At 64.8% G+C, this 25,263-nt stretch carries 27 protein-coding genes and 3 tRNA genes; 15 read left to right on the top strand and 15 right to left on the bottom strand.

The window, feature by feature from the left end; genetic code table 11:
* Positions 1-49 precede the first annotated feature (49 nt).
* The gene (locus WDB71_RS10875; RefSeq protein ID WP_341501614.1) at positions 50-454 is read left to right on the top strand and encodes a hypothetical protein; all 405 of its coding nucleotides are present in this window, start codon (positions 50-52) and stop codon (positions 452-454) included.
* Positions 455-559: 105 nt separating this feature from the next.
* Here the strand turns inward: WDB71_RS10875 and WDB71_RS10870 are convergent, their stop codons facing one another.
* The 8 genes from WDB71_RS10870 to gloB all read right to left on the bottom strand — a co-directional run bounded on the left by WDB71_RS10870 (position 560) and on the right by gloB (position 8,737).
* The gene (locus tag WDB71_RS10870) at positions 560-1,795 is read right to left on the bottom strand and encodes an ABC transporter permease (RefSeq protein ID WP_341501613.1); all 1,236 of its coding nucleotides are present in this window, start codon (positions 1,793-1,795) and stop codon (positions 560-562) included.
* A complete protein-coding gene (locus WDB71_RS10865) occupies positions 1,792-2,985 on the bottom strand; it encodes an efflux RND transporter periplasmic adaptor subunit (RefSeq protein ID WP_341501612.1) in 1,194 nt (397 codons plus the stop codon). Before WDB71_RS10865 ends, WDB71_RS10870 begins: the two co-directional genes overlap by 4 nt.
* Positions 2,982-4,139, bottom strand: coding sequence for an efflux RND transporter periplasmic adaptor subunit (locus tag WDB71_RS10860; RefSeq protein ID WP_341501611.1), 1,158 nt, complete (start codon positions 4,137-4,139; stop codon positions 2,982-2,984). The genes WDB71_RS10865 and WDB71_RS10860 overlap by 4 nt, the downstream gene beginning before the upstream one ends.
* Positions 4,136-5,071: an HlyD family efflux transporter periplasmic adaptor subunit gene (locus WDB71_RS10855; protein ID WP_341501610.1), complete on the bottom strand. Its 936-nt coding sequence runs from the start codon at positions 5,069-5,071 to the stop codon at positions 4,136-4,138. The genes WDB71_RS10860 and WDB71_RS10855 overlap by 4 nt, the downstream gene beginning before the upstream one ends.
* Positions 5,061-5,738, bottom strand: coding sequence for an ABC transporter ATP-binding protein (locus tag WDB71_RS10850; protein ID WP_341501609.1), 678 nt, complete (start codon positions 5,736-5,738; stop codon positions 5,061-5,063). The genes WDB71_RS10855 and WDB71_RS10850 overlap by 11 nt, the downstream gene beginning before the upstream one ends.
* Positions 5,739-5,826: 88 nt before the next feature.
* A complete protein-coding gene (locus WDB71_RS10845) occupies positions 5,827-6,318 on the bottom strand; it encodes a TIGR00645 family protein (RefSeq protein WP_341501608.1) in 492 nt (163 codons plus the stop codon).
* A gap of 61 nt (positions 6,319-6,379) precedes the next feature.
* Complete coding sequence (locus WDB71_RS10840) at positions 6,380-7,930, bottom strand: LysM peptidoglycan-binding domain-containing protein (RefSeq protein ID WP_341501607.1); 1,551 nt, start codon at positions 7,928-7,930, stop codon at positions 6,380-6,382.
* Between the two features lie 30 nt (positions 7,931-7,960).
* Positions 7,961-8,737: a hydroxyacylglutathione hydrolase gene (gloB, locus tag WDB71_RS10835; protein ID WP_341501606.1), complete on the bottom strand. Its 777-nt coding sequence runs from the start codon at positions 8,735-8,737 to the stop codon at positions 7,961-7,963.
* An 80-nt stretch (positions 8,738-8,817) separates the two neighbouring features.
* On the opposite strand from gloB, the gene WDB71_RS10830 reads away from it, so the two are divergent.
* The gene (locus tag WDB71_RS10830) at positions 8,818-9,558 is read left to right on the top strand and encodes a methyltransferase domain-containing protein (RefSeq protein ID WP_341501605.1); all 741 of its coding nucleotides are present in this window, start codon (positions 8,818-8,820) and stop codon (positions 9,556-9,558) included.
* Here the strand turns inward: WDB71_RS10830 and WDB71_RS10825 are convergent.
* The gene (locus WDB71_RS10825; protein ID WP_341501604.1) at positions 9,506-10,279 is read right to left on the bottom strand and encodes a TIGR01458 family HAD-type hydrolase; all 774 of its coding nucleotides are present in this window, start codon (positions 10,277-10,279) and stop codon (positions 9,506-9,508) included. The genes WDB71_RS10830 and WDB71_RS10825 overlap by 53 nt on opposite strands.
* Before the next feature lie 4 nt (positions 10,280-10,283).
* Positions 10,284-10,751 (bottom strand): ribonuclease HI, encoded by a 468-nt coding sequence (gene rnhA, locus WDB71_RS10820; protein WP_341504208.1) that lies wholly within the window; start codon positions 10,749-10,751, stop codon positions 10,284-10,286.
* Positions 10,752-10,831: 80 nt separating this feature from the next.
* Here rnhA and dnaQ point away from each other — a divergent pair, with 80 nt between their 5' ends.
* The 5 genes from dnaQ to WDB71_RS10795 all read left to right on the top strand — a co-directional run bounded on the left by dnaQ (position 10,832) and on the right by WDB71_RS10795 (position 13,282).
* On the top strand, positions 10,832-11,560 hold the full coding sequence (dnaQ, locus tag WDB71_RS10815) for a DNA polymerase III subunit epsilon (RefSeq protein ID WP_341501603.1): 729 nt from the start codon (positions 10,832-10,834) through the stop codon (positions 11,558-11,560).
* Positions 11,548-12,786 (top strand): hypothetical protein, encoded by a 1,239-nt coding sequence (locus WDB71_RS10810; RefSeq protein ID WP_341501602.1) that lies wholly within the window; start codon positions 11,548-11,550, stop codon positions 12,784-12,786. Before dnaQ ends, WDB71_RS10810 begins: the two co-directional genes overlap by 13 nt.
* 69 nt (positions 12,787-12,855) lie before the next feature.
* A tRNA-Asp gene (locus WDB71_RS10805) sits at positions 12,856-12,932 on the top strand.
* A gap of 97 nt (positions 12,933-13,029) precedes the next feature.
* Positions 13,030-13,106 (top strand) — tRNA-Asp (locus WDB71_RS10800).
* 99 nt (positions 13,107-13,205) lie between these two features.
* Positions 13,206-13,282: transfer RNA gene (locus WDB71_RS10795), tRNA-Asp, on the top strand.
* Between the two features lie 135 nt (positions 13,283-13,417).
* On the opposite strand, the gene WDB71_RS10790 is transcribed toward WDB71_RS10795, so the two are convergent.
* Positions 13,418-14,056, bottom strand: a complete 639-nt coding sequence (locus tag WDB71_RS10790; RefSeq protein WP_341501601.1) for a hypothetical protein — start codon at positions 14,054-14,056, stop codon at positions 13,418-13,420.
* Positions 14,057-14,187: 131 nt separating this feature from the next.
* Positions 14,188-16,683 carry an acyl-CoA dehydrogenase FadE gene (gene fadE / locus WDB71_RS10785; protein ID WP_341504207.1) on the bottom strand — a complete coding sequence of 832 codons (2,496 nt, stop codon included), beginning with the start codon at positions 16,681-16,683 and terminating at the stop codon, positions 14,188-14,190.
* A 112-nt stretch (positions 16,684-16,795) separates the two neighbouring features.
* Between fadE and lpcA the strand changes: the two genes are divergently transcribed.
* Complete coding sequence (lpcA, locus tag WDB71_RS10780; RefSeq protein WP_341501600.1) at positions 16,796-17,380, top strand: D-sedoheptulose 7-phosphate isomerase; 585 nt, start codon at positions 16,796-16,798, stop codon at positions 17,378-17,380.
* Between the two features lie 5 nt (positions 17,381-17,385).
* A complete protein-coding gene (locus WDB71_RS10775; protein ID WP_341501599.1) occupies positions 17,386-18,168 on the top strand; it encodes a class II glutamine amidotransferase in 783 nt (260 codons plus the stop codon).
* Here the strand turns inward: WDB71_RS10775 and WDB71_RS10770 are convergent.
* Genes WDB71_RS10770 through purM form a run of 3 tightly spaced genes read right to left on the bottom strand, consistent with a single transcriptional unit; the run spans position 18,152 to position 20,516 of the window.
* The gene (locus tag WDB71_RS10770) at positions 18,152-18,823 is read right to left on the bottom strand and encodes a DUF3108 domain-containing protein (RefSeq protein ID WP_341501597.1); all 672 of its coding nucleotides are present in this window, start codon (positions 18,821-18,823) and stop codon (positions 18,152-18,154) included. The two genes, WDB71_RS10775 and WDB71_RS10770, sit on opposite strands and share 17 nt — an antisense overlap.
* A 5-nt stretch (positions 18,824-18,828) precedes the next feature.
* A complete protein-coding gene (purN, locus tag WDB71_RS10765) occupies positions 18,829-19,476 on the bottom strand; it encodes a phosphoribosylglycinamide formyltransferase (RefSeq protein WP_341501596.1) in 648 nt (215 codons plus the stop codon).
* Positions 19,476-20,516 carry a phosphoribosylformylglycinamidine cyclo-ligase gene (purM, locus tag WDB71_RS10760; RefSeq protein ID WP_341501595.1) on the bottom strand — a complete coding sequence of 347 codons (1,041 nt, stop codon included), beginning with the start codon at positions 20,514-20,516 and terminating at the stop codon, positions 19,476-19,478. Before purM ends, purN begins: the two co-directional genes overlap by 1 nt.
* Before the next feature lie 145 nt (positions 20,517-20,661).
* On the opposite strand from purM, the gene upp reads away from it, so the two are divergent.
* The 6 genes from upp to WDB71_RS10730 all read left to right on the top strand — a co-directional run bounded on the left by upp (position 20,662) and on the right by WDB71_RS10730 (position 25,263).
* On the top strand, positions 20,662-21,288 hold the full coding sequence (upp, locus tag WDB71_RS10755) for a uracil phosphoribosyltransferase (RefSeq protein ID WP_341501594.1): 627 nt from the start codon (positions 20,662-20,664) through the stop codon (positions 21,286-21,288).
* Positions 21,289-21,353: 65 nt separating this feature from the next.
* Positions 21,354-22,613 carry a uracil-xanthine permease family protein gene (locus WDB71_RS10750; protein WP_341501593.1) on the top strand — a complete coding sequence of 420 codons (1,260 nt, stop codon included), beginning with the start codon at positions 21,354-21,356 and terminating at the stop codon, positions 22,611-22,613.
* A 101-nt stretch (positions 22,614-22,714) separates the two neighbouring features.
* Positions 22,715-23,716, top strand: a complete 1,002-nt coding sequence (locus tag WDB71_RS10745; protein ID WP_341501592.1) for a DUF2066 domain-containing protein — start codon at positions 22,715-22,717, stop codon at positions 23,714-23,716.
* Positions 23,717-23,770: 54 nt separating this feature from the next.
* Entirely contained in the window at positions 23,771-24,481 is a 711-nt protein-coding gene (gene hda, locus WDB71_RS10740; protein ID WP_341501591.1) for a DnaA inactivator Hda, read from the top strand.
* 126 nt (positions 24,482-24,607) lie between these two features.
* Positions 24,608-25,066: a hypothetical protein gene (locus tag WDB71_RS10735; RefSeq protein WP_341501590.1), complete on the top strand. Its 459-nt coding sequence runs from the start codon at positions 24,608-24,610 to the stop codon at positions 25,064-25,066.
* Positions 25,063-25,263, top strand: coding sequence for a DUF2892 domain-containing protein (locus WDB71_RS10730; protein ID WP_341501589.1), 201 nt, complete (start codon positions 25,063-25,065; stop codon positions 25,261-25,263). The genes WDB71_RS10735 and WDB71_RS10730 overlap by 4 nt, the downstream gene beginning before the upstream one ends.

The raw sequence follows: 25,263 nt of genomic DNA, 5'->3' as shown, positions 1-25,263 counted from the left end.
TTGCCGGCGCCAAGACGGCCGGCAAACCGTAAAGAAGGAACTTAATCTGATGCGTAAACTCGCTTTGTTTGCAATCGCCGGCAGCGTGGCCCTCATGGGCGGTTGTGCCTCCACCCCCAAGCCCGTCGTGGCCCAGGAAAAGACCGTTGAGATCTCTGGCAAGAGCCTGACCTTCGGTGGCCGCTACTTCAAGAAGGAAAACCAGCTGGAGCTGACCGTGAACGGCGATCCGGTCATGAAGGGCCGCTTCCCTCCCTACACCCCGACCCAAAACCTGAAGGCCGACTATGACGGCCTGGCCATTGCCGGCAACTGCTACTTCGGCTCCGTGCTGGGCAGCAAGGGCGGCAAGTTCGGGGTCATCGCCAACATCATCCAGTCCGCCAAGAGCAGCTCGGGTGACAAGTGCGAGATCCTGGTCGACGGCAAGGCCGTGGAAAACCTGTATTTCTAATATCTGCGCCGTGTCGTCCGAAAAAAGGGGCCTGGTGCCCCTTTTTTGCTGGCTTGCCGCCTAACAGGGCCCGAAAAAAACGCCTCCAAGTGGAGGCGTTTTTGTTTAGTCGCTCTGCAGGGCCTGTATGGGGTCGAGCCGGGAGGCCTTGATGGCCGGGTAGACACCGAACAGCAGGCCGATCAGCGCGCAGATAGTCACCGACAGGGCAATGGCCCAGAACGACCAGGCCACGGTCCAGTCCGAATAGAGGGCGATAAGCTCCGACAGCCCCAGGCCGAACAGGATCCCCAGCACTCCACCCAGGCAGGCGATGACGAAGCTTTCGGCCATGAACTGTGCTACCACATCCTGGCGCCTGGCGCCCACGGCCCTGAGCAGGCCGATCTCCTTGGTTCGCTCCAGCACCGTGGCCAGCATGATGTTCATGATGCCGATGCCGCCCACCAGCAGGGAGATCCCGGCCACGCAGGACATGACGATATTGAAGATCTGCTGGGTCTGGGCCTGTTGCGCCAGCAGCTGGGCCGGCACCAGGATCCGGTAGTCGTCGACGCCGCCGTGGCGCCTGTCCAGCAGGTGCTTGAGCGCCTGGCTGGCGGCCAGGGGATCGACTCCGGTGGCCAGCTGCAGGCGGAAGGCATCCAGCTCGCTGGCCAGGGGCTGGTGCTTGAGCTTCTTCAGGGCCGTCTGCAGGGGGATATAGATGCGGTTGCGCTCGCCACCCAGCTTGACGCCCTGGAACTCCTCCTTGCTGAGCCTGGGGCTGGCCAGCACCGCCACCACTTCCAGCCAGAGGTGGTTGACCTTGAGGCGTCCGCCCAGGGCCCCGCCGCCCGGGAACAGCGCCTGGGCCACCTCCTGGCCTATCACCGCCACCTGGGCATAGTGGCGGTCGTCCTGGTCGTCGAACAGCCTTCCTCGTGCGGCCTTGAGGCTGGCCAGCTCAAAGTGGCTGGCGGTCACCCCCAGCACCTGGGCGTCCGAGCTGCCCTGGTGGCTGAACAGATCATGGGTCTTGACGTTCTTCTCGGCGCTGTGGGCCTGGACGAAGGGCAGGGTGTCCAGGCTGGCCTCCAGATCCCGCAGGCTGAGGCCAGTGGACTCCTCACGGATCTCCTTGAGGCGCTCGTTGTCGTATTCCTGGCCCTGGACGATAAGGTTGCGCAGGCCCATGGAGTCGATCAGCTTGAGGGCCTCGCGCTGGGCCCCTTCACCTATGTTGAGCATGGCGATGACGGCGCCGACCCCGAAGATCATCCCCAGCAGGGTCAGCAGGGTGCGCAGTTTGTGATGCAGCAGCTCATCCAGGGATTGCCAGAGCATTTCCTTCAACTTCATGGCCTTATCCTCTCCTTGGGCGGCTCCAGCAGGGCGACCCTGGTGTCGGCGTCCAGGCCCGACAGGATCTGCACCCGGGTCAGTGAGCGCTGACCCGGGCTGAGTTCGGTGCGAACGAAGTCATCGCCGTCCTGCACATAGGCAAAGTAGCGGCCATCCTCCTGGAAGACGGCCTGGCTTGGCAGGGTCAGCACCCCGTCCAGCTCGGCCAGGGTGATCCTGGCCTGGAGCTGGCGGCCCGGCTTCATCAGCTCGGGATCGATCCTGTCCAGGGTCACCATCACTTCGAAGTACTTGACCGGATCGCCGCGGCGGATGCTCTTGGCGAAGCCATCCAGGCTCTTGACGCGGCCGCTGAAGGGCTGGTCCGGGAAGGCGTCCAGGGCCAGCTCGACGGCCTGGCCCACCTGCAGGCCGGCGCCTTCGGACTCCAGCACATGGAGCCTGGCCTCCATCTGGCTGGTGTCGGGCAGCTCGGCGAACTTGCGCCCCGGCCACATCATCTCGCCGACACGGGCCTGCTCGCCGCGCCAGTTGCGCTTGTAGACCAGCAGGCCGTCCTGGGGGGCTCGGACCTCCAGGCGCTTGAGGGACTGGCGATTCTGCTCCAGCAGGGTCTCCTCCCTGGCCCTTTGCAGCCTGAGCAGATCAAGCTCGCTGCCGGCCTTGTGCTCATGGCTGTCCAGCTGCCATTGGTGGTAGCCGGTCTTGGCCTGGAGGAAGCCCTTGTTGCTGAGGTTGTCGATGATCTCGTTGCGGCTGTAGACGCGCAGATCCTCGACGCCGTATCGGTCGGCCAGGGCCAGTTCGCTGGCCACCAGCTCGGTTTCCTTGAGGATCTGCTGGCGCTCCTGGCCCAGATCGCGGTCCTTCTGCTGGATCTGGTAATCCACCATGGCCACGCTGAGTTCGGCTTCGCGCTGGGCATTGCGGAAGCTGTCGCCGTCGAAGCGGGCGATCAGCTCCCCTTTCTTGACCAGGCTGTTCTCCTGCGCCAGCCATACCACCCGCTGGGGGCCGTTGACCCCGGCCGGCGCCGAGATGGGCACGGCCTTGGCCGCCGTCAGCTCACCCCTGGCCGGGGCCTGGATCTGCCAGGGGCCCTGCTGGGCCCGTACCGTCAATACCTCCCTGGCCGGCTCGGCGCAGGCGCCCAGCAGCAGGGCCAGACTCAATAGCCACTTTCTCATAACCTGATCTCCTGGCCCGCTTCCAGGCCCTGGCTGATCACCACCTGGTCGCCCAGCCTGGGCCCCAGGGTGACCTGCTGGTCGCGTTGGCCCAGTGCCGTCCTTAGCTGCAGCCGGTGGCCGTCGCCGTGCTGCTGTACGGCCCGGGCCGGCACCAGCAGCACCTCGCCCAGATCCCGGGTGAGGATCTCCAGGCGGGCGGCCATGCCCGGGCGCATCAGCTCGGGATCGGGCTGGGCAAGGGTGACCAGGGCGTCGAAGACCATGGCCGGCTGGTGCCGCGATTTCTGCCGGAACAGCTTGCCCAGGGACTGGATCTGCCCCTGATAGACCACTTCGGGGTTGGCGTCGAGGCGGATGCGCACCGCCTGGCCGACGCGGATCTTGCCGGCGTCACGCTCGGCTATCTCCGCCTTGACCACCATCTTGTCCAGGGAGGGGATCAGCATCAGCTGCTGTCCCATCCAGACGCTGTCACCGGCCGCCACCTTGTCCCCGCCCCTGTCCTGGTGGTAAACCACCATGCCGTCCTTGGGGGCGGGGATGGTCAGCCTGCCCAGGTCGTGTTCGAGCTGGGCCACTTCCAGGGCCAGGCGGTTGACTTCGCGCTGGGCCAGATCGGCCCGGGTCCGGGCGGCGGCCCGGTGCTGGTCGACCTTGCGCTGGCCAAGAAAGTGTTCGTCCTCGGCGATGCGCAGATCCAGCTTCAACTGCTGCTGCTCGTTCAGGGCCACCGTCTCGTCCAGGGTGGCCACCTTGCGCCCGGCCTTGTCCAGCTCCATGGCCAGCTCCGCCTGCCTGAGCTTCAGCTCTTCCAGCTGGTGCTCGTCCTGCATCCGGGTGTTGTCCAGTTTCTTGCGGGCCGTTGCCAGCTCGCTGCGCTTGAGCTCCAGCTTCTTCTGCAACTCCTTGCCGTCGAAGGTCACCAGCGGCATGCCGGCCTTGACCCGCTGCCCCTCTGGGGCCAGGTAGGTGATCTGGTAGTTCCACATGTTGTCGATGGACGGCGGCCCTATGTAGGCGGTGTCGCTGGAAGCCAGCTCGCCGTTGGCGCTGATCCACTGCTGAGCGGAACGCTTTTCCACCTTCTGCCATTGCCCCGGCTCGCCACAGCCAGCCAGCAGCAACACCAGGGTGGTCAGCCAGTACTTCATGACGACACCTCCACCAGTACGCTCATGCCGGGCACCAGCAATTCAAGGGGAGGAGACTGCATGTCGATCAGCACCTGGAAGTAGCGGGCCTGGCCCCAGTCGTCCCGTTTTTCGGCCTGGCGGCCCAGCTCGGTGATGGTGCCTTGAATGGGCGTCTGGGGATGGGCATCCAGGAGCAGGCGGACGCCGGCGCCCTGGCTCAGGCGGTGCAGATCCACTTCGTTGACCCAGGCCTCGACCCTGAGCCCCTGGCTGGAGGCGATCTTGGCCACCTCCCAGGTGGCCTGGACGGCGCTGCCCACGTGGTACTTGGTGCCGTCCCAATGGGTGCCGTGGATCACCGGCCCCGTCACCTCGGCCTTCATGGACAGCTGCTCGGCCTGGCGGCGGTTGAGTTCGAGCTTGGCCTTGAGCTTGTTGATGGCCAGGGCCAGCCTGGCCAGCTCGGCGTCGCGGTTGAAGCGCTTGGTGGCCAGGGCTTCCCTGGCCAGCTTGAGCTCCCGCCTGGCCTTGACCAGCGTCAGGCCGTACCTGTCGTGGTCGTATTGGCTCAGGTGCTGGAGGGGGATGCCGGCGTCTATGGCGGCCTTCTTGAGCAGGTTGTCGTTGCGCCTGACCAGGTATTCGGCTTCCAGTACTTCCAAGTCCAGCCGGGACTGGCTCTCCTTGAGTTGGTCCTCGGCCGTGCGCAGCTGGCTTTCCACCTGTTCGATCTGGTTGTTGATGCTGCTGCCGTCGAAGACCACCACCAGATCGCCCCGCTGGGCGATTTCCCCCTCGTCCAGCATCCACTGGATCTGCTGGTTCCAGTTGTCTGTCCTGGGCACGGCGAAGCTCTGGGCCTCGCGGGCGTCTATCTGGCCGGTCAGCAGCAGGTTCTGGGCCTGGGCCAGGCAGGGCAGGAGCAGCAGCCAAAGGGACTTAAGCCGCATGGCGCACCTCCTGAAGCTCGCCGTCGCGCATCACCAGCACCCGCTGGGCATAGGCGGCGATCTCATCCTCGTGGGTGACCAGCACTATGGTCTGGCCCTGGTCGTGCAGGGACTTGAGCAGGGCCATGATCTCCAGCGAGGTCCTGGAGTCCAAATTGCCGGTCGGCTCGTCGGCGAAGATGATCCTGGGCTCGTTGACCAGGGCCCGGGCGATGGCCACCCGCTGCCGCTGTCCGCCGGACATCTCGAAGGGCTTGTGGTGCAACCGGTGGCCCAGGCCGACCTTTTCCAGCATGGCGATGGACCTGGCTTCGGCTTCGGCATCGCTCAGGTCGCAAAAGCGCAGCGGCAACATGACGTTGCGAACCGCGCTCAGCCTGGGCAGCAGGTGGAAGGTCTGGAAGATGAAGCCGATGTCCTGGTTGCGCACCCGGGACAGGGCGTCGTCGTCCAGGCGGGCCACCTCCTGGCCGGCCAGGCGGTAGCTGCCGCCGCTTGGCCTGTCCAGGCAGCCCAGAATGTTCATCAGGGTGGATTTGCCGGAGCCGGACGGCCCCATGATGGCGACGAATTCGTTGGCCTTGATGTGCAGATCCAGGCCCTTCAGGGCCTGGACCTCCGTCTCGCCCCGGCCGAAGGTCCTGGTCAATCCCTTGACTCTGATCATGATAAAAACCGCCTTGTTACAACCTCGTTAACTATACGGTTTTATCTATATGATTCAAAGGATTGTGTTCAGATTGGCAGGGGCCGCCTCAGACCTTCTTGGCGTAGCGGTCGGTGAGGGCGTAGATCAGCGCCGACACCACGAAGGTGAGGTGGATGCCCAGCTTCCAGCCCAGCTCCTGGTTGGACAGCTGGTGGGCGCTGATGAACACCTTGAGCAGTTCGATGCCGGAGATGGTGACGATGGAGCTGATCACCTTGAGCTTGAGGCCGGAAAAGCCCACCTGGCCCATCCAGCTGGGCTTTTCCTCCGGATCCTCGGTGTCCAGCTTGGACACGAAACTTTCGTAGCCGGAGATGATCACGATCATCAGCAGGTTGGCCACCAGCAGCAGATCCACCAGGGTCAGCACCCCGACCAGCAGCTTGGTGTAGGAGATGGTGAAGATCTGCGGCAGCAGGTACAGCAGGTGCTGGCCGAACTTGACCACCAGCAGCAGCATGGTGAACACCAGGCCCAGGTAGAAGGGCACCAGCAGCCAACGCGATTGCAGGATGAAGCGTTCGATTAACCTTTCCATGGACTCATTCGAGATAACAAAAAGGCGGCCATTATAGCCGCCTTGTTCGCTGGGGTAACCCTCAGCCCTTGGTGACGTCCACCAGCAGTTTCAGCACCTGGCCCGGCTGCAGGTAGCTGCCGGTATCCAGCTGGTTCCACTTGACCAGATCCGCCACCTTGACGTTGAACTTGCTGGCGATGCGGGACAGGGAGTCGCCCTTGCGCACCTTGTAGTTGACGTTGCGGGTGATGCCCTTGGCGCTGTCGCCATCCAGCCACACCACCAGCTTCTGGTTGAGCTGCAGCGGTTTGCCGGACAGGCGGTTCCACTTGGTGAGCTGCTTGACGCTGACCTTGTACTTGCGGGCGATGTCCCAGAGGGTGTCGCCGGCCACCACCCTGTGCTTGATGGGCTGGCGGCGGTTGGCGCGGGCCATGCCGGGCAGGCCGCCTTCCAGGGCCTGGCTGGACAGGGGCACCATCAGTTGCTGGCCGACCCGGATCAGGTTGCCGTTGATGTTGTTGGCCTGGCGCAGCACCGCCACCTGGGTGTCGTAGCGCTTGGCTATCTTGATCAGGCTGTCACCGGATTTGACCTGGTGGCGGGCCCAGCGCAGCCGCTTTTCCTTGGGCAGGGCGGCCAGCTTGGTCTCGAAGGCCTCGGCCTTGTCCACCGGCAGCAGCAGGCGGTGGCTGCGGTCGGGGGAGGTGGCCCAGCGGTTGAAGCCGGGGTTGAGGGCGTGCAGCTTCTTCAGCTCCAGGCCGGCCAGCTCGGCGGCCACGCTCAGATCCAGCTGCTGCTTGACCTCCACCGCCGCCAGGCGCGGGCTGTTGGCCACCGGGGTCCACAGCGCCAGCCTGCTGTCGTCCTTGAGCAGCTCCACCAGGGCCAGCAGCCGCGGCACATAGGCACGGGTTTCCTTGGGCAGCTTCAGGGACCAGAAGGAGGTGTCCTTGCCCTTCTTCTTGTTGTACTTGATGGCCCGCATCACCCGGCCTTCGCCGGAGTTGTAGGCGGCCAGGGCGTGCAGCCAGTCGCCGTCGAACATCTTGTTGAGGTACTGGAGGTAGGCGATGGCGCCTTCGGTGGAGGCCAGCACGTCGCGCCGGCCGTCATACCACCAGTCCTGGGGCATGCCAAAACGCTTGCCGGTGCCGCTGATGAACTGCCACATGCCGGAGGCGCGGCCATGGGAATAGGCGAAGGGATCGAAGGCGCTCTCTACTATGGGCAACAGCGCCAGCTCCAGGGGCAGGCCGGCCTCTTCCAGCTTGCAGACGATCAGGTGCAGGAAGGGCTCGGCGCGCTGGGATACCCGCTCGATGTATTTGGGGTGCTTTTCGAACCAGGCCTTCTGCACGGCGATGCGTTTCTGGTCGGCGTCGTATTCCAGGGTGAACTGGTCGCGAATGCGCAGCCAGACGTTTTCGGCGTCCTGGGGCGTGGCCGGTTTTTCCTCGGTGAGCACATCCACCTCGGAGCTGGCCGGCTCGTCCGGCAGCACCTCGGGCTGGTCCGGCTGGGCGGCGGCCACCACCTGCAGCGGTTCGTTTGATTCGGTTTCGTTGCTGGTCAATTGGCAACCGGCCAGCAGGAGGGGCAGCAGCAGCCCTAGCGTCGTTTTTTTCATAACTTGTTGTATGTCTTTAATTGGGCCCGCTCAGAAGGCGTCCTTGTATCTGCGCAGTGCCGCGAATACGGCTTCCGGCGACTCACAGGCCTCGCCGGAATAGGCTTGGGCTGCGGTGATCACCGAAGGTTCAGTGACACGCAGAAAGGGATTTATGTCCCGTTCACGTGCAATGGTGGAGGGCAGTGTGGCTGCATCGGCCTGCCTGAGGGCGTCTACCTCTTCCACGTATTGCGCCAGTGCCTCATTGCTTGGCTCTATCTGCTGCGCGAAGCGCAGGTTGGCCTGAGTGTACTCATGGGCGCAATAGACCCGGGTTGGTCCCGGCAGGGCCGCCAGCTTCTGCAGCGAATGGTGCAGGGTGGCGGCATCCCCTTCGAAGAGGCGGCCGCAGCCACCGGAGAAAAGGGCATCACCACAAAAGAGGGTGCCATGCCCGAAAAAGGCGATATGCCCCCTAGTATGGCCGGGGACCTCTATGACCCCAAAATGCCATGGGCCGCCAATGTGAACCTGATCGCCTTCCTTAACGGGAGCCGTGATGCCGTCTATGGGTTCATTGCCCGGGCCGAACACAGGCACCCGGTAGCGGGCCAGCAGTTGCGCCAGGCCACCGGTGTGATCCCGGTGGTGATGGGTGATCAGTATGGCGGTCAGCTGCCGGCCGCTGGCGGCCAGCCAGTCCAGCACCACCTGGCCATCGCCGGGGTCGACCACGGCCACCCCGTCGGTCGTGGTTTCCACTGCCCAGATATAGTTATCCTTAAAGGCAGGGATGCCGTAGACCCTGGGGGACTGTTTTGTCATAGGTGCTCCTGGTACAAAGGGATTGGCGGCATTATATCCAAAATGCCAAGGCAGATAAGGGGATGCTTGAGAAAGCGACTATGAAGTCACATCCTTTGACGGTGCCACAGGACTGGCAGGCCCTGGTGCGGGGCGACTGGCTGCGGGACCAGGAAAGCCTGCGCCTGAGCCAGTGGTGGTCGCGGATCTTCGGCTATTACATGCTCAAGCTGGGGCCGTTGGCGGCCGGCCTGGACTGCAGCGGAGCCCGCATGTCCCGGCAGTGGAGCCTGTGCGGCCAGGGCCAGGCCGATATTTTCGGCAGTGGCCGGGAGTTGCCCATCCAGAGCCGCTCCGTGGACGCCCTGCTGCTCAGCCATAACCTGGAGTATTGCGAGCATCCCCATCAGCTGATGCGCGAGGCCAACCGCATTCTGGTGCCGGACGGCCACATGATCATTACCGGCTTCAATCCCCTTTCCATGACCGGCACCGCCCGGCTGTGGCGTCGGGAGCCGCCTTTCAACGGCCGTTTCCTGACCGCCTGGCGGGTCAAGGACTGGCTGAAATTGCTGGGCTATGAGGTGCTGGACGAGGAGCGTTTCCTGTTCGGCTCCCTGGCCGGGCGCACCTCGGGCTGGCAGTGGCTGGATACCTTTGGCGAGAACTATGCGCCCTGGCTGGGCGGGCTCTACCTGATCCTGGCCAGGAAGCGGCAGCGGCCCCTGACGCCCATCTTCAACCTGTCGCCGGTGCGCAAGATGACCGCCTCCGGGGTGCCAGGTGCCATCAGCGGCCGTGTCGGGCCAGCCAATCCGGTAACGCGGCAACGGAGTCGATGACCCCATCCGGGCGGAGCTCCCCCTGCAGATCCTCCGGGCGGAACTTGCCCGTTTTCACCAGCACGCCCTTGAGGCCGGCCAACTGGGCGCCGTGAATGTCGGAGCGGATGTCGTCGCCGACCATGACGCAATCCTCTGGCGCCAGGTCCATGTCCCGGCAGGCGGTGGTGAAGATCAGCTCGGCCGGCTTGCCGGTGATCACCAACGGGCAGTCGCTGGCGAATTCCAGGGCCTTGGCCATGGGGCCCACGTCCAGGCGCAGGCCCTGGTCGCCACGGTAATAGCGGGTCAGGCCCAGGCTCAGCAGCGGTGGCCGGTTGGCGCCCATCAGCGCCTGGAACAGTTCGTTGAGGCGCTGGTAGTCCCAGGCTTCGCCCAGGTCGCCGATGAGCACGGCCTGGGGGCGGTCCGGGCTGGGCTGCCAGTCGCCCAGGTCGGCCATGGCCGCTTCCGGCATGGCCACCAGCAGCCGGCTCAGTCCCTGGCCCTGCAGCCAGTGATGGGCGGTGACCACGGGGGTGAAGATGTGCTCGGGAGCCACCCGGACCCCCATGGCGGCCAGCCTGGTGGCGATGCCCTTGCGGCACAGGGTGGAATTGTTGGTGACGAAACGCACCGCCAGGCCCTGCTGTGACATGGCCACCAGGCTGGCGGCGGCCCCGTCTATGGCCTGGCCCTGCTGGTAGATGACCCCGTCAAGATCGCAGAGGACGCCTTTCATCGTGTCAGTCCTGGCTGAACCCTTCGTCTTCCATAAGGTTAGTGCCCATGGCGGCCTCCCGGGCCAGGTCGTCCACCAGCTCGTTCTCGGCGTGGCCGGCATGGCCCTTGATCCAGCGCCAGTCTATCTGGTGGCGGCTGGCCACCTTGTCCAGGCGGATCCACAGGTCCTGGTTCTTGACCGGCTGGCGGCTGGCGGTCTTCCAGCCGTTGCGTTTCCAACCGGCCATCCACTGGGTGATGCCCTTGCGCACGTATTGGCTGTCGGTGGTCAGTACCACCTGGCAGGGTTCCTTCAGCAGCTCCAGGCCGGCGATGGCCGCCATCAGCTCCATGCGGTTATTGGTGGTGAGGCGGTAGCCCTGGCTCAGTTTTTTCTCGTGCTGCCGATAACGGAGCAGGGCCCCGTAACCGCCCGGGCCCGGGTTGCCCAGGCAACTGCCGTCGGTGAAGAGTTCGACCTGTTTTCCCACTGTCTTCATTGCTAGTATTGCGTCAAATTGAGCCTATCTTGCCCGTCCCTCAGCCGGGCTGCAAACCGCGTAAAGAGCCCATGAGCCAAGAATATCAACGCCAAGTGGTACTGGATACGGAAACCACGGGCATGAACCAGGGGATAGGTCCCCACTGGGAAGGACATCGGATCATCGAGATCGGCTGCGTCGAGATCATCAACCGCCGCCTGACCGGCCGTCACTTCCACGTCTACCTGCAGCCCGACCGGCCGGTGGATCCGGAGGCCATCGAGGTTCACGGCATCACCGACGAGTTCCTGGCCGACAAGCCCCGCTTCCATGAGGTGGCCGAGGATTTCATCGAGTTCATCCGCGGTGCCGAGCTGGTGATCCACAACGCGCCCTTCGATATCGGCTTCATGGACCACGAGTTCCGATCCTGGCGCCGTGATGCCGCCATGACCGAGACCTTCTGCGGCGTCACCGACACCCTGGTGATGGCCCGCAAGATCTTCCCGGGCAAGCGCAACAACCTGGACGTGCTCTGCGACCGCTACCATATCGACAACTCCAACCGGACCCTGCACGGGGCCTTGCTGGATGCCGAGATCCTGGCCGAGGTCTACCTGGCCATGACCGGCGGCCAGACCAAGCTCAACCTGGTGTCGACCATGGAAGGGGATGGCGACAGCGGCGGTATCCGTCGTCTGAGCAGCGAGCGCCGCCCCCTCAAGGTGCTACGGGCCACCGATGTGGAGCTCCAGGCCCACGAGGAACGCCTGGATCTGGTGGCCAAGAAGGGAGGCGCCTGCCTGTGGCGTGGCTGAAGGCCCTGCTGCTGACCCTGTCGCTGGCGCCGGCCCTGCTCTGGGCGGCGCCGCCCGAGCCTTCGCCTAAAACCACCTATCTCAGCAACCTCTTCACCGTTGAAGAAGGCACGCAAGTGCTGGAGCTGGTGATCTGGCGCAAGAGCGGCTCGGCTCCCGTGGTGCTGGTCACCCCGGATGGCCACAAGATCTACTCCGCCCGCCACGACGAAGAGGTGCGCTGGCACGACGACGATAGCTTCGACCTGGTCCGCATCCCAGATCCGCCTCCCGGCCCCTGGCAGGCCACCGGCAAGGTGCTGCCCGATGGTATCCAGCCGTTCAGGGGCATCCGCATTGGAGAGCCCGGCTATGGCGAGCCCCGCTACGTGGGAGAGCACACCTCGGTGGCCCTGGCGGTGGCGGAGCCCGAGCAGGTCCTGCCCCCGGCGCAGCTGGCCGAGTTGACCCAGGCCAAGAGCTGGCTGACCAGCACCCACGACCCCGACGCCGACAATTTTGCCTTTGGTGAAACGGCGCCCGTGACCCTGACCGATGAGTGCCCGGCGGCACAGGACGGGGCCCTGGCGCTCTGCGCCGAACTGGTGCTGCCGGACTTGCCGGGCCAATACCGCTGGCAGGTGGAGACCCTGGTGGCCTACGAGCGCAAGGTCAGCGAACGGCTGCTGGCCCTGGCGCCACCGCCGTTCGAGATCAGGGTCGACAAGGTGGAGGATCCCTACAGCCCCCACCGGTGGCAGCTGCTGCCTGATCCGGCGCAGGTCCAGGTAGACAGCCTGCGGGCCAGGCTGCGCATCCTGGGCGGCGCCGAGCCCATCACCCGGCGCCTGGTTCCCCTGGAGGGGCGGCTGTGGATGCACCAGCCCCAGCAGCCTGGGGTTAACCTGCAGGTGGAAGGGGAGGTGACCTTTACCGGCCAGGACGGCGTGCAGCGCCGTCTCAGTCTTAAGCCGGCCTGGCTCTATGGCTACATAGCGCCGGTGGATACCCGGGCCCTGACTGCCTTCGAGGATGAGCCCGAGCGGGTGGCTCTCTGGGTCTGGCTGCTGATCGCCGGCATAATTCTGCTAATTGTCGGCACTATTGGCCTCGTAATCAGCAAGCAGAGGCAACGCCGGGCCCTGCTGGAGAATGCGAAAAGACTGGAAAATGAGCAGGAAACTGTTGAAAACGACGACTTTTTGCTCGATCTGGCCCGGCCGGACGAAATCGACGAGAAAAATTAAGAAAAGGTGTTGACGCCGGGGGCCGCACAACCTTAGTATTTGCGCCGCACCGGGGAAGCCGGTCAGTGCGGAGTGGTAGTTCAGTTGGTTAGAATACCGGCCTGTCACGCCGGGGGTCGCGGGTTCGAGTCCCGTCCACTCCGCCACTAATTTGGTGAATGTTTGCAGACGGATTACCGTTGCCAAGCGCACCAACCTACAATGCGAGCCTGGGCAATGCCGGGGCCGAAAAGAATTGAGCGCGGAGTGGTAGTTCAGTTGGTTAGAATACCGGCCTGTCACGCCGGGGGTCGCGGGTTCGAGTCCCGTCCACTCCGCCACTAATTTTGGTGACTGTTTGCAGACGGGAAGCCCGTTACCAAACGCACCAACCTACAATGCGAGCCTGGGCTAAGCCGGGGCCGAAAAGAATTAAGCGCGGAGTGGTAGTTCAGTTGGTTAGAATACCGGCCTGTCACGCCGGGGGTCGCGGGTTCGAGTCCCGTCCACTCCGCCACTAAATCAAACCCTGCCTTTCGGCGGGGTTTTTTATTTCCGGTCGCACCGACGTCTGCCGGGGCCCGATCCCCTCCTTCGACATCTCCAATGCACAAAAACCCCGCTATCAGGCGGGGTTTTCTGCATTGGGGATTCAGGCCTGCTGGCGTTGCCTGAGCCACCTGTCCAGCCACTGGGCCGCCTGCTGCCAGTAGGACTGTGGGGTGAGGCAGGGGCTGTCGGCGGTCAACGTCAGCTGCTCAGGGTCCGGCCGGGCCGGTACCGACTTCAGCAACAGGCCGGTCTGGCTGCGATAGACCACATAGTCCTGTCTGCTGTCCATGGGGGCATAGGTGGAGCTGCCGTAGTCGCTGTCCACCAGCCAGCCCAGGCCGTCCAGCCAGTCGTCCTGCATCCAGGTCTGGGGCCTGAGGTCGTGGGCCTTGTGGGGGCGGCTGTTGGCCTGGTCGATGTCCCGGTAGCGCCCGGCCAGGCGCTCGATGCGGTACCTGGGCTCCAGGCCCAGCCAGACGGCCCAGGCCGGCCAGGTGATGAAGCGGGCGTCGAGGCGGAAGTCATCGCCCCTCAGCGGCAGGCTGATGGTCTGGCATTGCCCCACCAGTGACAGTTCGGCCTGGTACAGCTGCGGGCTTAGGGGCCGGAAATGCACCCGGGCCACCGGCTCCTGGGCCTGCAGCTGCTGGAAGGTCAGGTAGAAGGCGGAGAAGATCAGCGAAGCGGTCAGGGCCGAACTCAGGCTGATCACCAACAGCAGTTTCAACAGGGCACGCATGGGATCACATCGGTTACGAGGTCATGAGCACCATGGGGCCATGAAATGCCCGCCGGGGCAATAGCGTCATCCTGAATCCGGGCATAAAAAAGCCCCGCCGAAGCGGGGCTTTTCCTTTAGGCGCTTGAGGCTCAGGCGGCGCTGGACGCCTGCTTGTCCTGTTCTACCAGGGCCTTGTTGGCCGGCAGCACCATGGGATCGAAGTCGTCGACATTGATGGCGCGCAGGCGGCCCTTTTCGGTGCGCCTGAGCAGCTCGGCCTCGGCCTCGCTGATCACGCCCAGCTCCAGGCCCTGTTCCGCCACCTTGTCCAGGTTGGTGAAGGGACGGCGCTTGTCGGTAGCCTGGGCGACCTTGTCGAACACCGGCTCGGCGGCCAGCACGTCTTCCAGGGTCTGCTCCAGCATGCCCAGGGGGTTGTCCTCCACCCGGGTCAGGTACTGGCCGTTGCCCAGGCGGCTGCGGGCCGCGCAGGGGGTCTGCAGCAGGCGGGCCACCTTGTGATCCAGCTTGTCGGACGGACGGCTCAGCGGCAGGCCGAACGGGAAGATCACCAGGCGCATCAGCTTGCCGACCACCTTGTTGGGGAAGTTGGTCAGCAGCTCGTCCAGGCTCAGCTGCAGCTTGTACAGGGCGTCTTCCACCGCCCATTGCAGCAGCGGCAGATCCTCGCGCTGGCGGCCTTCGTCGTTGAAACGCTTCAGGGCCGCGGAGGCCAGGTAAAGCTGGCTCAGCAGATCGCCCAGGCGGGCGGAGACCCGCTCACGACGCTTGAGTTCGCCGCCCAGCACGCCCATGGCCACGTCGGACAGCAGCGCCAGGTTGGAGCTTAAACGGGTCATCTGCTGGTAGTAGCGCCTGGTCTCGTCCCTGTAGGGGGCAGACACCAGCAGGGCGCCGCTCAGGCCCATCCACAGCGAACGCAGGCCGTTGGAGACGGCAAAGCCGATGTGGCCGAACAAGGCCTTGTCGAAGGCGCCGAGGGCCTTCTTCTCGTCGCCGAGCTGCGCCGCTTCCAGCTCCGCCAGCACATAGGGATGGCAGCGGATGGCGCCCTGGCCGTAGATGATCATGGAGCGGGTCAGGATGTTGGCGCCTTCCACCGTGATGGCCACGGGGGCACCCTGGTAGCCGCGGGCCAGGTAGTTCTCCGGACCCATGCAGATGCCCTTGCCGCCGTGGATGTCCATGGCGTCGATGATGGAGCGCTGCATGCGATCGGTCAGGTGATACTTGACGATGGCGGAGATCACCGACGGCTTCTCGCCCATGTCGATACCGGTGGTGGTCAGGCTGGCCGCCGCGTCCATCAGGTAGGCGTTACCGCCCAAGCGCGCCAGCGGCTCCTCGATGCCTTCCATCCTGCCGATGGGCAGGCGGAACTGGCGACGGATGCGGGCATAGGCGCCGGTGGCCAGGGCCACGGACTTGACGCCGCCGGTGCTGTTGGAGGGCAGGGTGATGCCGCGGCCAACGGACAGGCACTCGACCAGCATGCGCCAGCCCTGGCCGGCCATCTTCTGGCCGCCGATGATGTAGTCCAGGGGCACGAACACGTCCTGGCCCTGGGTCGGCCCGTTCTGGAAGGGCACGTTGAGCGGGAAGTGGCGGCGGCCGATCTTGACGCCGTCGGTGTCGGTGGGGATCAGGGCGCAGGTGATGCCCAGATCTTCCTGCTCACCCAGCAGCTGGTCGGGATCGTAGAGCTTGAAGGCCAGGCCCAGCACCGTGGCCACCGGGGCCAGGGTGATGTAGCGCTTGTTCCAGGTCAGGCGCATGCCCAGCACTTCTTCGCCATTCCACTGGCCCTTGCAGACGATGCCGAAGTCGGGAATGGCGCCGGCGTCGGAGCCGGCTTCCGGGCTGGTCAGGGCAAAGCAGGGGATCTCCTCGCCACGGGCCAGGCGCGGCAGGTAGTGGTCCTTCTGCTCCTTGGTGCCGTAGTGCTGCAGCAGCTCGCCCGGGCCCAGGGAGTTGGGTACGCCGACGGTGGAGGACAGCACGCTGGAGACGGCGGTCAGCTTCTGCAGTACTCGGGACTGGGCGTAGGCAGAGAATTCCAGGCCGCCATATTCCTTCTTGATGATCATGGAGAAGAAACCCTTCTCCTTGAGGAATTGCCAGACCTCTGGGGGCAGATCGGCGCGCTCATGGGTGACCTCGAAGTCATCGACCATGCGGCAGACTTCTTCCACCGGGCCGTCCAGGAAGGCCTGCTCCTCGGCGGACAGGCGCGGCGCCGGCAAGGCGTGCAGCTTGTTCCAGTCCGGGTTGCCGCGGAACAGATCCCCTTCCCACCAGGTGGTGCCGGCCTCGATGGCTTCGCGCTCGGTGTCGGACATTTCCGGCATGATCTTGCGGTACAGCCTGAGGATGGGCTTGGTGATGTAGGGCTGGCGGATGGATTGGATGTTCAGCGGCAGCAGCACGGCCAGGGCCAGCAGCCACAGCAGATCCGGGGTTTCGCCGAAGATCGACGTGCCCAGCAGGGCCGCGAAGATGGCGGCGGTGAATGTAGCAAGCGATGCCCTGTGGTAGGCCAGGGCCCAAAGGGCACCGATCACCACCAGGGTCCAGAACAAGGTCAACACGACTCCCTCCTTCGTTCTAACTGATCTAGAGGTCAGACCTCTAAAGTGTAGCCAATTTGTACTGGAAAGGCCCGCTCATATCAAGCGGGATTTACAAAAGCGCCACCGTTATAATCCCCCTGATTGATAGCCTTCACAGGAAAACAGCATGGAATTGAAAGCCGTGATCCAGCGCGAGCTGGCCGAAGCCGCCCTGGTCCTGAACAAATTCGCCAATGACGAGGCCCAGCTGGCCGCCGTCACCCAGGCCGCCGAGCTGCTGGCGGGCCAGTTCAGGGCCGGCAAGAAAGTCATCTCCTGCGGCAACGGTGGCTCCCACTGCGATGCCATGCATTTCGCCGAGGAACTGACCGGCCGTTTCCGCGACAACCGCCAGGGCTTCCCGGCCATCGCCATCTCCGATCCCAGCCACCTGTCCTGCGTCGGCAACGACTATGGTTACGAATACGTGTTTTCCCGCTATGTGGATGCCGTGGGCCAGGAAGGGGACGTGCTGCTGGCCATCTCCACCTCCGGTAATTCCGGCAACATCCTGCGCGCGGTGGAGTCCGCCAAGGCCAAGGGCATGAAGGTGATCGCCCTGACCGGCAAGGACGGCGGCAAGATGGCCGGCCTGGCCGACGTCGAGGTGCGGGTGCCCCACTTCGGTTATGCCGACCGCATTCAGGAGATCCACATCAAGGTCATCCACAGCATCATCCTGATGGTGGAAGCCCTGATGGCCGAGGAGTAAGGCCCTTGTGTGAATTGCTGGGCATGAGCGCCAATGTGCCCACCGATATCTGCTTCAGCTTCGCCGGCCTGATGCGCCGGGGGGGCGAGACCGGGCCCCACCAGGATGGCTGGGGCATCACCTTCTACGAGGGCAAGGGCTGCCGGGCCTTCAAGGATCCGTCACCCTCGGCCGGCTCGGCCATCGCCCAGCTGGTGCGGGACTACCCCATCAAGAGCCGCGCCGTGGTCAGCCACATCCGCCAGGCCAACAGGGGCAAGGTCTGCCTGGAGAACACCCACCCCTTCACCCGGGAGCTCTGGGGTCGCTACTGGACCTATGCCCACAATGGCCAGTTGACCGGCTACGAGCGGCTGGAAACGGGCCTGTCGGTACCTGTGGGCAGCACCGACTCGGAAAAGGCCTTCTGCTGGCTGATGAACCGCATTCGCGAGCGTTTCCCCAAGGGGCCGCCGTCCAGCCCCAGGACCCTGTGGCGCTTCGTGGCCAGCCAGGCCAGGACGCTCAGGGCCCTTGGGGTGTTCAACATGCTGCTCACCGACGGCCGCTACCTGATGGCTTACTGCAGCAACAACCTGCATTGGATCACCAGGCGGGCACCCTTCGGCGCCGCCCGGCTTATCGATGAAGACATGGAAGTGGATTTTCAGGCCCTGACCACGCCCAACGACGTGGTCACGGTGATCGCCACCCAACCACTGACCGACAACGAGCAGTGGCACAAGATGGCAACCGGGGAATTCGTGGTGTTCAAGCTCGGCGAGGTGTACCTCACCGGCTCTGCTTGAAGTCCGACAGCTGCAGCTCCATCTGCTCTATGCCGTCCTTGGCCTGCCACAGCTTGACCAGGGCATAGTTGAGCTCGGGGGCCAGCCAGAAGATGGTCTGGCGCCGGGAATTCTCCCGCACCCGCTCCAGCCTCAGCGTATCCAGCTCGCCGTAGGGCGTCTTGATGCGCTCCTCGCCGGCCACCCGGAAGCGGTAGTGCTTGGTCTTGAGTTCCTTGACGATGGTGTAGCTCATCTCCCGCTTGCCGGCGGCCAGATCCAGGGCCAGCTGCTGCTGGTAGGAGAGGGGATCGAAGGCCTCGTCCTCCACCTCGATGCCGGCCTTGCCGCTGGTGATCTGCTGGCCATCGAAGCGCATGGCGTATTCCTCGTCCGGGCCGGTGCCGGTACGCTGGTAGCTGTACTGGCGGGACAGGATCTGGCCGTCCTTGAGCTGGAAGTCGGCCTTTTCGGTGCGCTGGTCGGTGAAGATCAGCCAGCGCAGATCGCTCTGGTTGGAAAGGTGGAACTGGCCGTCGCCCCTGTCGTGGAGGCTACGGGTACCGACGCCGATCTGCTTGCCCTTGCGCAGCAGGGCATAGGTGGCGTCGTAGGGGGTCATGGGCGCTATTTCGGCGGCCAGGGAAGTCAGCGGCAGCAGGGCTGCTGCCGCCATCAGGGTCAGTCGTTGGCGTAACCGCATTCGGGCAAGATCTGGTTGTCCAGGATGGCCTTACCATCGCGCATTTGCAGTCGGCCGTCAACGAACCAGCGCACCACCAGGGGGTAGATGCGGTGCTCCTGGAAGTGCACCTTCTCGGCCAGATCCTCGGCCGTATCACCCGCGTAGACGGGCACCTTGGCCTGGAGGATCACCGGGCCACCGTCCAGCTCCGCGGTCACGAAGTGAACCGACACGCCGTGCTCGCTGTCGCCGGCGTCCAGGGCCCGCTGGTGGGTGTTGAGGCCCCGGTACTTGGGCAGCAGAGACGGGTGGATGTTGAGCAGGCGGCCTTCGAAGGCATTGACGAACACCGGCGTCAGGATGCGCATGAAACCGGCCAGGATCACCAGATCGGGGCCGAAGCCGTTGACGACGCCCACCAGGGCGTCGTCGTAGCTTTCCCTGTCCTGGTAGTCCCTGTGGCTCAGCACCCTGGTGGGAATGCCGGCCTTGGCGGCCCGCTCCAGGCCAAAGGCGTCGGCCTTGTTGGAGACGACGCCGACCACCTCGGCGTCGATCTCGCCCCTGGCGCAGGCGTCCATGATGGCCTGCAGGTTGCTGCCGGAGCCGGAGATCAGCACCACCAGGGCGGCCTTGTGGCCCATCAGCGGATCTCCACCTGGCGCTCGCCGGCTTCGCGGTGGGCGATGGTGCCGATGTGCCAGGCCTGCTCACCCTGGTCCTGGAGGATGGCCAGGGCCTCGTCCAGCTGGGAGGCGGGTACCACCAGCACCAGGCCGACGCCGCAGTTGAAGGTGCGGTACATCTCTTCCTTCTCGACGTTGCCGCTTGCCATCAGCCAGTTGAAGATGCTGGGCCACTGCCAGGAGCCTTCCTTGATCACCGCCTTGGCACCCTTGGGCAGGACCCGGGGGATGTTTTCCCAGAAACCGCCGCCGGTGATGTGGGACAGGGCCTTGACCCGGACCTTGCGCTGCAGCTCCAGCACCGGCTTGACGTAGATGCGGGTCGGCTCCAGCAGGTGCTCGCGCAGCGGCTTGCCGTCCAGGTCGGTGTCGGGGCCGGCGCCGGACACTTCCAGGATCTTGCGGACCAGGGAATAGCCGTTGGAGTGGGGGCCGGAGGAGGGCAGGGCGATCAGGGCATCGCCCTCGTCGACGCCGCTGCCGTCGATGATCTTGCATTTCTCGACCACGCCGACGCAGAAGCCGGCCAGATCGTAGTCGTCGCCCTCGTACATGCCGGGCATTTCCGCGGTCTCGCCGCCGATCAGGGCGCAGCCGGACAGTTCACAGCCGACACCGATGCCGGCCACCACCTCGGCGGCCACGTCCACGTTCAGCTTGCCGGTGGCGTAGTAGTCCAGGAAGAACAGCGGCTCGGCGCCCTGGACGATCAGGTCGTTGACGCACATGGCCACCAGGTCGATACCCACGCCGTCGTGGCGGTTCCAGTCCATGGCCAGACGCAGCTTGGTGCCGACACCGTCGGTACCGGCCACCAGCACGGGCTCCTGATAGCCGGCCGGGATCTGGCACAGGGCGCCGAAGCCACCCAGGCCACCCATGACCTCCGGTCTCTTGGTGCGGCGGGCAACGCCTTTGATGCGTTCTACCAGGGCGTTACCGGCATCAATATCAACACCGGCGTCTTTATAGGAGAGGGAGGTGCGTTCGGAACTCATCGTCGTCCTCAAGCTGTCTGGGGTTTGAAGGCGGCGGTATTGTAGCGTCTGCGCCGGTTCAGGTGAAACGTTTTCGCGCCTTTACCCCCTCGGGGGCGGGGGTTAAACTCACGCTATTTTGTGCGCTTTACAGGGAGAGCCCGATATGAAGGTATGTGAGGTCATGCACCCGCTGGTGAAACACAAGATTGGTCTGATGCGCGAAGCCGACATCAGCACCAAGCGTTTTCGCGAGCTGGCGGCGGAGGTGGGCAGCCTGCTCACCTACGAGGCGACCAAGGATTTCGAGCTGGAGACCGTCACCATCGCCGGTTGGGACGGGCCGGTGCAGGTGCAGCAGCTCAAGGGCAAGAAGGTGACGGTGGTGCCTATCCTGCGCGCCGGCCTGGGCATGCTGGACGGGGTGCTGGAGCACCTGCCGTCGGCCCGGGTGTCTGTGGTGGGCATCTATCGGGACGAGGAAACCCTGGAGCCGGTACCTTATTTCGAGAAGCTGTGCGGCGAGATAGAGGAGCGCACCGCCCTGGTGGTGGATCCCATGCTGGCCACCGGCGGCTCCATGATCGCCACCCTGGACCTGCTGAAGAAGCGTGGCTGCAAGCACATCAAGGTGCTGGTGCTGGTGGCGGCCCCGGAAGGCCTCAAGGCCCTGGAAGCAGCCCACCCGGACATCGAGCTGTACACCGCCGCCGTCGACGACCACCTCAACGACAAGGGCTACATAGTGCCCGGCCTGGGTGACGCCGGCGACAAGATTTTCGGCACCAAGTAACGACCAGGACAGCCGGCTCGCCGGCTGTTTTTTTACCGGCTTTGGCAACCTGATGAGACATAACAATGACTGACAATCCTCAACCCCTGGGCCAGATCCACTGGCAGGTGGACAGCATGCCCAAGCGGGCGCTGATCGGCGCCCAGATGCTGTTCGTGGCCTTTGGCGCCCTGGTGCTGATGCCGCTGCTGACCGGCCTGGATCCCAATGTGGCCTTCTTCACCGCCGGCGTCGGCACCCTGATCTTCCAGCTGGTCACCAAGCGCCAGGTGCCGGTGTTCCTGGCCTCCAGCTTTGCCTTCATCGCGCCGGTGATCCTCGGCAGCCAGCAGTTCGGCCTGGCGGCCACCCTGGGCGGCCTGGCCGCCTGTGGCGTGATCTACATGCTGATCGCCGCCGTGGTGCGGGTCCAGGGCCTGGCCATCATAGAGCGGCTGCTGCCGCCTGTGGTGGTGGGGCCCATCATAGTGGTGATCGGCCTGTCGCTGGCTTCGGTGGGCGTCAACATGGCCATGGGCAAGACCGGCGACGGCAGTGCCCAACTGGTGGCCGCCGATACCGCCCTGATCATCTCCATGGCCTCCCTGGTGACCACCCTGCTGGTGGCGACCATGGCCAGGGGCCTGTTCAGGCTCATCCCCATCTTTGCCGGCATCGTGGTGGGTTACGGCCTGTCGCTCGGCTACGGCATCGTCAGCTTCGACGCCCTGGCTTCCGCCCCCTGGCTGGCGGTGCCGGACTTCGTGACCCCGGAGTTCCATTGGGAGGCCATCCTGTGGATGCTGCCGGTGGCCATAGCGCCGGCCATCGAGCACGTGGGTGACGTGCTGGCCATCGGCTCGGTGACCGGCAAGGATTACGTCAAGAAGCCCGGCCTGCACCGCACCCTGCTGGGTGACGGCCTGGCTACCACCACCGCTGCCCTGTTCGGTGGCCCGCCCAACACCACCTATTCCGAGGTGACCGGGGCCGTGACCCTGACCCGCAACTTCGATCCCCGCATCATGACCTGGGCGGCCGGCTTTGCCATAGTGCTGGCCTTCGTCGGCAAGCTGGGCGCGGCCCTGCAGTCCATCCCCACCGTGGTGATGGGCGGCATCATGGTGCTGCTGTTCGGCTCCATCGCCGTGGTGGGCATGAACACCCTGGTCAAGGCCAAGGTCGACCTGTCCGAGCCCCGCAATCTGGTCATCGCCTCTGTGGTGCTGGTGTTCGGTGTCGGCGGCATGAGCCTGGGCTTTGGCGAATTCAGCCTGCAGGGCATCAGCCTCTGCGCCCTGGTGGCCATCCTGCTCAACCTGGTGCTGCCCCAGCAGCGTCACTGAGCGGCAAGCTGAAAGCGGCCTGAGGGCCGCTTGATTTTTCCTTGAGCTCTGGTGACGGGCTTTCTATGATCCCGTCCAATTTCAATGGCATGGAGAACGCCATGTACAAAGCCCTATTACTGGCCCTGGCTTTGGTCAGCCTGAGCGCCGAGGCGGTGCAGGTCGAGGATCTGTTCCGGGCCAAGGTGGCCGTCGACGGCCAGGGCGAGCAGGCTCGCCAGGCCGCCGTCAAGACCGCCTTCACCGAGATCCTGATCAAGGTCACCGGCGATGCCGACATCGCCCAGAAGCCCGAGGCCCAGGCGCTGCTGGCCGATGCCAATCCCTACCTGCTGTCGTTCCGTTACGGCCAGGATGAGGACGGTCTCAACCTCTATGCGGTCTTCGACGCCAAGCCGCTCACCGAGAGCCTGTGGCGCCATGGCCTGTCCTTCTGGGGCGCAGAGCGGCCCCAGACCCTGATCTGGCTGGTGCGCCAGGACGCCAGCGGCCGGGAGCTGCTGACCGAGTCCAGCCTGGGCGACCAGGCCCAACTGCTGACGGCCACCGCCGCGGCGCGGGGCCTGCCGCTGATGCTGCCGCTGGGCGATCTGGACGACAAACTGGCCCTGTCCACCACCGACATCTGGGGCCGCTTCGTGGAGCCGGTGGCCGATGCCAGCCGCCGCTACCCGGCCAGCCAGTTCGTTATGGCCAGGCTGTGGCCGTCCGACGGCCAGTGGCAGCTGGACTGGCAGCTGGAAGGCGAGCTCAGCCTGCGTGGCCGGTTGCAGGCCGCCAGCGAGGCCGAGGCCATGGTGGGCCTGGTGACCCAGCTGGGCCAGGAGATGGCGGCCAGGCTGGCCATTGCCGGTGGCCAGGACAGCGAGCCCGTGACCCTGAAGGTGACCGGCCTGTATCGCCACCAGCACTACCTGCGCGCCATGAAGGTGCTGGGCAAGCTGCCGGTGGTGGCGAATCTGTCGCCGAGCCTGCTGCAGGGGGACAGCATCACCTTCCTGGTGCAGCTGCGCGGTGACGAGCAGCAGCTGCACCAGGCCCTGTCGCTGAGCCCTTACTTCCAGGCCCAGCCGGACGGCAGCTACCTGTTCGCCGTGCCCTGATTTCCTGTGCGGGTCGTGCTAGACTCGGCCCGCGTTTTCAACCAATGGCATCCTGTGAGTCAGACTGAATCAACCCAGCTGCCCCTGGCGGTGCAGTTGCCGGACGACGAGACCTTCGTCAGTTTCTACCCCGGGGAAAATTCCCAGGTGGTGGCCGCCGTCAAGAACGGCGCCCGGGCCGAGGGCAAGCGTGTCCTCTATCTCTGGGGCAAGCCCCATTGCGGCCGCACCCACCTGCTGCACGCCGCCTGCGCCCTGGCCGCCGAGCGCGGCGCCCCCGCTGCCTACCTGCCCCTGTCCATGAAGGACATGATGGATCCGGCCATGCTCGAAGGCATGGAGACACTGCCGCTGGTGTGCATCGACGACATCGACGCCATCGCCGGTGACAGCCGCTGGGAAAGGCAGATCTTCGATCTCTACAACAGGGTGCTGGAAACGCCGGATGGTGCCCATCTCATCATCGGCGCCCGGGCCGTGCCCAGGCAGGTGGGCTTCGAGTTGCCGGATCTGGTGTCGCGCCTGGACTGGGGGGTGACCTACCAGCTCCAGGTACTGGACGACGAGGGCAAGCTGGCGGCCATGCAGCTCAGGGCCGGCCTGCGAGGCTTCAAGCTGCCGGACGATGTGGGCCGCTTCCTGCTCAACCGCCTGAGCCGGGACATGCGCTCGTTGTTCGACACCCTGGACGAGCTGGACAAGGCTTCCATCGCCGCCCAGCGCAAGCTCACCATTCCCTTCGTCAAGCAGGCGCTGTCGCTCTGACATCTGCCACCATCAAAAAGAGCCGCCGCAAGGCGGCTTTTTTGTGCGCCGCCCAAAATACCCCTGGGGGTACTTGATCTTTTTTCTGGCCAGGATACCCTTGGGGGTATGAAGGAGGTGACCAAGATGACCCTGAATACACTGGAACTGCCCAATAAACACGAGGTCAGCGACAAGCTGATCAGCTGTGGCCTGCCAAGCGCCGAGCAAGTGCGCGCCCTCGCCGGGGCCGGCGTCAGGACGGTGCTCAGCTTCTGCCAGCCCGGCGAATGCAGCTTCGACGAGCAGCGGCTGGTCAGCGAGCTGGGCATGCGCTTTGTGGCCATGCCCATCAGCGGGCCGGCGGACATGACCCCGGCTGCGGCCAGGACCCTGCAGGCGGTGCTGGACGACGTCGACGCCTATCCCATGGTGATGCACTGCAGTACCGGCAACCGCGCCGGCGGCATGCTGGCGGCCAAGCTGTTCCATTGCGACGGCCTGGCTCTGGAGCAGGCCATTGTCCAGGGCCGGGTGGCCGGTCTGACCAAGCTGGAAAAGTCGGTGCGCCAGTGCCTGCAAGACCAGCAGGAGGCACAAGGATGAATATCGATCGCCTGGTGATGGCCTTTGCGGGCCTGATGGTGCTGCTCGGCCTGGCCCTGGGTCACTGGCACAGTCCCTGGTGGCTGCTGCTGACCGCCTTCGTGGGGGCCAACCTGCTGCAGGCGGCCTTTACCGGCTTCTGTCCCCTGGCCAGGCTGCTGGCCAGGCTGGGTATGCCCGCGGGTAAGGCGTTTTAG

The sequence above is a fragment of the Gallaecimonas sp. GXIMD4217 genome (assembly GCF_038087665.1).
Lineage (GTDB): Bacteria > Pseudomonadota > Gammaproteobacteria > Enterobacterales > Gallaecimonadaceae > Gallaecimonas.
Note: the sequence above shows the minus strand (reverse complement) of the source record. Positions and strands in the feature narration are given on the sequence as shown.

Coding starts and splice junctions, on each gene's coding strand:
- purM (WP_341501595.1), bottom strand. CDS start 20,516: ATGAGTTCCGAACGCACCTCCCTCTCCTATAAAGACGCCGGTGTTGAT.
- WDB71_RS10750 (WP_341501593.1), top strand. CDS start 21,354: ATGACTGACAATCCTCAACCCCTGGGCCAGATCCACTGGCAGGTGGAC.
- WDB71_RS10875 (WP_341501614.1), top strand. CDS start 50: ATGCGTAAACTCGCTTTGTTTGCAATCGCCGGCAGCGTGGCCCTCATG.
- purN (WP_341501596.1), bottom strand. CDS start 19,476: ATGGGCCACAAGGCCGCCCTGGTGGTGCTGATCTCCGGCTCCGGCAGC.
- dnaQ (WP_341501603.1), top strand. CDS start 10,832: ATGAGCCAAGAATATCAACGCCAAGTGGTACTGGATACGGAAACCACG.
- WDB71_RS10845 (WP_341501608.1), bottom strand. CDS start 6,318: ATGGAAAGGTTAATCGAACGCTTCATCCTGCAATCGCGTTGGCTGCTG.
- WDB71_RS10730 (WP_341501589.1), top strand. CDS start 25,063: ATGAATATCGATCGCCTGGTGATGGCCTTTGCGGGCCTGATGGTGCTG.
- gloB (WP_341501606.1), bottom strand. CDS start 8,737: ATGACAAAACAGTCCCCCAGGGTCTACGGCATCCCTGCCTTTAAGGAT.
- WDB71_RS10770 (WP_341501597.1), bottom strand. CDS start 18,823: ATGGCGGCAGCAGCCCTGCTGCCGCTGACTTCCCTGGCCGCCGAAATA.
- WDB71_RS10840 (WP_341501607.1), bottom strand. CDS start 7,930: ATGAAAAAAACGACGCTAGGGCTGCTGCTGCCCCTCCTGCTGGCCGGT.
- WDB71_RS10865 (WP_341501612.1), bottom strand. CDS start 2,985: ATGAGAAAGTGGCTATTGAGTCTGGCCCTGCTGCTGGGCGCCTGCGCC.
- upp (WP_341501594.1), top strand. CDS start 20,662: ATGAAGGTATGTGAGGTCATGCACCCGCTGGTGAAACACAAGATTGGT.
- WDB71_RS10745 (WP_341501592.1), top strand. CDS start 22,715: ATGTACAAAGCCCTATTACTGGCCCTGGCTTTGGTCAGCCTGAGCGCC.
- WDB71_RS10850 (WP_341501609.1), bottom strand. CDS start 5,738: ATGATCAGAGTCAAGGGATTGACCAGGACCTTCGGCCGGGGCGAGACG.
- WDB71_RS10735 (WP_341501590.1), top strand. CDS start 24,608: ATGACCCTGAATACACTGGAACTGCCCAATAAACACGAGGTCAGCGAC.
- WDB71_RS10860 (WP_341501611.1), bottom strand. CDS start 4,139: ATGAAGTACTGGCTGACCACCCTGGTGTTGCTGCTGGCTGGCTGTGGC.
- WDB71_RS10830 (WP_341501605.1), top strand. CDS start 8,818: ATGAAGTCACATCCTTTGACGGTGCCACAGGACTGGCAGGCCCTGGTG.
- WDB71_RS10870 (WP_341501613.1), bottom strand. CDS start 1,795: ATGAAGTTGAAGGAAATGCTCTGGCAATCCCTGGATGAGCTGCTGCAT.
- WDB71_RS10855 (WP_341501610.1), bottom strand. CDS start 5,071: ATGCGGCTTAAGTCCCTTTGGCTGCTGCTCCTGCCCTGCCTGGCCCAG.
- WDB71_RS10825 (WP_341501604.1), bottom strand. CDS start 10,279: ATGAAAGGCGTCCTCTGCGATCTTGACGGGGTCATCTACCAGCAGGGC.
- lpcA (WP_341501600.1), top strand. CDS start 16,796: ATGGAATTGAAAGCCGTGATCCAGCGCGAGCTGGCCGAAGCCGCCCTG.
- WDB71_RS10790 (WP_341501601.1), bottom strand. CDS start 14,056: ATGCGTGCCCTGTTGAAACTGCTGTTGGTGATCAGCCTGAGTTCGGCC.